At 65.2% G+C, this 3315-nt stretch carries 4 protein-coding genes and 1 pseudogene; 2 read left to right on the top strand and 3 right to left on the bottom strand.

Annotated features, from left to right (window positions below; genetic code table 11):
* Positions 1-541, top strand: a 541-nt coding sequence (locus QZT59_RS07850; RefSeq protein ID WP_290813837.1) for a hypothetical protein, incomplete at its 5' end; no start/stop codon positions are given.
* Between the two features lie 172 nt (positions 542-713).
* Entirely contained in the window at positions 714-1958 is a 1245-nt protein-coding gene (locus QZT59_RS07845) for a PQQ-binding-like beta-propeller repeat protein (protein ID WP_290813835.1), read from the top strand.
* Between the two features lie 293 nt (positions 1959-2251).
* Here the strand turns inward: QZT59_RS07845 and QZT59_RS07840 are convergent, their stop codons facing one another.
* The 3 genes and pseudogenes from QZT59_RS07840 to QZT59_RS07830 all read right to left on the bottom strand — a co-directional run.
* Positions 2252-2872 (bottom strand): ribonuclease HI, encoded by a 621-nt coding sequence (locus QZT59_RS07840; protein WP_290813833.1) that lies wholly within the window; start codon positions 2870-2872, stop codon positions 2252-2254.
* Between the two features lie 81 nt (positions 2873-2953).
* Complete coding sequence (locus QZT59_RS07835) at positions 2954-3079, bottom strand: hypothetical protein (RefSeq protein ID WP_290813830.1); 126 nt, start codon at positions 3077-3079, stop codon at positions 2954-2956.
* A 44-nt stretch (positions 3080-3123) separates the two neighbouring features.
* Positions 3124-3315, bottom strand: a pseudogene (locus QZT59_RS07830) (hypothetical protein); the annotation flags it as partial.

The following is a 3315-nucleotide window of genomic DNA, read 5'->3' as shown; positions in this document are numbered from 1 at the left end:
GTCCGCTCCCGCGGAGTCGACGACCGATCCCACCGACCCGGCGACCGCGATGGTGCGCACCCACGAACGAACGACGGATCGACTGGCTGCCGTGCTCGGTCTGGGTTTCACGGTGCTCGCGCTCGCGTTTCTCGGCGGGCCGATAGCGGTCACGTTCGGCGTCGTCTCCCTGCTGCTCTTTTCCTGGGCAATTTTCCGGACGTCGACGTCGGTCGCGACGTACGCTGGTGGGTTCCTGTTCGCCGCCGTCGTCGTCGACGGAGTCACGGGTGCGACAGTAGAGGCGCTGCTTGCGGCGCTACTCGCGGCGATCCTCGCGTGGGACGTCGTCCGGTACGGAATTGTCGTCGGTTCCCAGCTCGGTCCCGAGGCGACGACAGGACGGATCGTGATCGCTCACGTTGCGACGAGTACCGTCGTCGGCGCGGCTGGCGGGGCCGTCGCCTACGGCGTCTTCCGGACGGTGAGCGTCGACGCGCAGAACGTCGCCGCGGCGTTTTTGCTCCTGGGGGCGATCGCGCTCGTCATCGCGCTCCGGTAAGAGTTCGGAAACGAGCCTGACCGGGCCTGTGGGACCGGTTCCGAAACTAAAATAGGATGACTATCCGGTTTTGAGGATGGAAATCCAACTTACACAGATTAATCCCGGGTTAAAGATTGAAAACGTCCAAAAATGAGGGAAGATTTATTACACATGCAACGAAATAGCCCATATGGTAACAGACCATACAATATCGACGATCGAAACGAACCTGACCCGTCGAACCGCCCTCCGGATGGGCGGTGGTGCCCTCGCCGCGGGGCTCGCGGGCTGTCTCGGCGCGAACGGAGGCGCCTTCCAGCACGAGCACGACTGGCCGACCTTCGCCCACGACGCGGCGAACACGGGACACACCCGGGCTCAGGGTCCGGGTGATCCGGAGTTGCTGTGGACCAAAGAGACAGGAATCGTCACGACGACGCCGGCGGTCGTAGAGGGCGTCGTCTACGTCGGCGACGTAGGTGGCACGGTGTACGCTCTCGACGCCGCAAGCGGGGACGAGGAGTGGACGTACGACGTCGGAGAGCCAGTACAGGGGACGTCCGCGGTCGACGACGGCGCGATCTACGCGTGTGGCCAGAACACGGCGTTCCGGCTGTCGAGCGACGGGTCAGAGGAGTGGAGCGTCGAACTCGGCGTCATCACCCATCCTCCCACCATCGTTGGTGATACCCTCTTCGTCCCGACGCACGGAACCCTTTACGCGCTGGATCCCGAGTCGGGTGAGGAGCGCTGGTCCGCTCCGAATAGATCCTACGCGCCCGCGATCGCCGACGCTGCGGCCCTAACGTTCCGTAGTGAGGATGATACCGACTACGCAGTCGCGCTCGACGCGGAAACCGGCGAGGAGTCCTGGACCTACGAGTGGGAGGGAGGCGGTACATTGTCGCTCGTCAGCCCGTCGACCGGGGCGGGATCCGTTTTCTTCGGGACCGGCGGACGCGAGGTGCTCGCGCTGGATACCGAAACGGGGGAGGAAGCGTGGCGCGCCGACGCCGGTCGGTTCGCCCTGCAGTCGCCGGTCGTCGGGGACGAGACGGTCTATCTCGGGATAGAGCCGATGTACCCGCACGATCCGATGAGGGGGGAGGGAACGGGTAGTAGCGTGCTCGCATTGAACGCTCAGACGGGCGACCTATCGTGGCGCCTCGACACCGGGGCGCTGGGTACTGCGGGCTCGCTCGCCGACGAGACGCTCTACACCCGGACGCTCGGCGGGCTCTCCGCCCTCGACGCAGGAACTGGCGAGACCCAGTGGGAGTTCGACGCCCCGTTCGGACTCCCGTGGGACGGGGACGGGCCGATGGACGACCCTCCGCAGGTGACCGAAGAGTACACCTCGCAGCCGGCGGTCGTCGACGGCGCGCTCTTCGTCGGGAGTCCCGCGGGTGGGATCTACGCCGTCGGCGAGGCGTAATAGAACGATTCGCTACCCGTATGATCGCACAATTCGTTCCTTCTGGTCCGTTTCTCTCTCTGGGTTTGAGTTTTTCAGCAGGTTAGCTCGACCGGGTGGGTAGGTTCGACTGGATGGGATAGTTCGGTTGGAAGGGGTGGTTCGAACAAATTGATCGTCGGAACTTCTCGAACCAACGATTCGAATCCGTTGACCGAGGTTCCCGGACTCACGGGACGGAGCACGTGCCGATAGGGCGAGTGCCGGTGGAGCGCGTTCCGGTAGAGCGCGTTCCAGTGGATGTATTCCGGCGGTCAGTCGCTCGCTTCGCTCTCGATACCCGCCGTCGGTGGTGTCGGGAAGCGACGCGGAGGAAGCACGCACTTCGCGGGCCGGTCACGAAGGTGGACGTACTCCTCCGGCACGTTCGCCAGCCGATGGGCGGGGTTCTCCGCGCCGTCGAGACAGGCCGCGCGAACCTCCGAGAAGCCAGCGATCCGGGCCCGGATGCCGCGCCAGTGAAAGCGATTGCGCGGGGAAACGCGAACGCCCACGGGGACCCGACGGGAGGAGAGATGGCCAGCCGCGGCGGCGGTGTTGACGTTCGCGGCCAGTTCGTCGTGATCGACCAGCACGCCGATCCGGGCGTCCGGCGGCGCTCGATCCGCCAGTATGTCGAGTCCGAGGTGGAGCGCCCGGTACTCGGCGGCGTTGTTGTCGGGTACGTGAGCGGGGAGTGCGGTGCGGAGGACGCGCTCGCCGTCGCCGGTTTCGATCACGACACCGAGTCCGCCGTCCCCGGTCGTGGGACGGAACGATCCGTCGGTCGCGACGTAGAAGTCGCGGTGGTGCGTGTCGGGTCTGTAGTAGGTCGCGGGGGCGGGCGCGTCGTCGAAGCGGTTTCTGAGCGGTGAACGATGGCCATGGGCGGCCATGCGAGGTATTCGGTACGGAATGGTTATAAATTCGACGCCCGTCGCGACCGGGTCTTGGCGTCGCCGGTACGCGGTACCTGATCAGACGAGGATGCCGATCAGCTGCCAGAGGATGCCGATGACGAACAGGGCGATCAATATCGCCGTCATCACGACGACGATCGGCGAGAGCTTTTTCTGTTCGAACGCGAGATCCGGATCGACCATGCGGCGGTGGAAGAACCGCTCCGATAAGCCTCTTCCGTCATCGATCAGGAACGCGGCGGCTCGTCGTGCTGGACCGACCAGCCCGGGTTCAGCCCGCAGGCCTCGCGCTCTTCGTACGCTATCACGGTGTCGAAGTCGACGACTGAGCCACCCTCTACGCGTTCGACGCGGAGCGGGACGTCCATGTGGCTGCCACAGCAGCCGACGTCGGTGAACTCCTCCCAGAGGTCGCCCTC

The sequence above is a fragment of the Halovivax sp. genome (assembly GCA_007119345.1).
Classification (GTDB): Archaea; Halobacteriota; Halobacteria; order Halobacteriales; family Natrialbaceae; genus Halovivax.
Note: the sequence above shows the minus strand (reverse complement) of the source record. Positions and strands in the feature narration are given on the sequence as shown.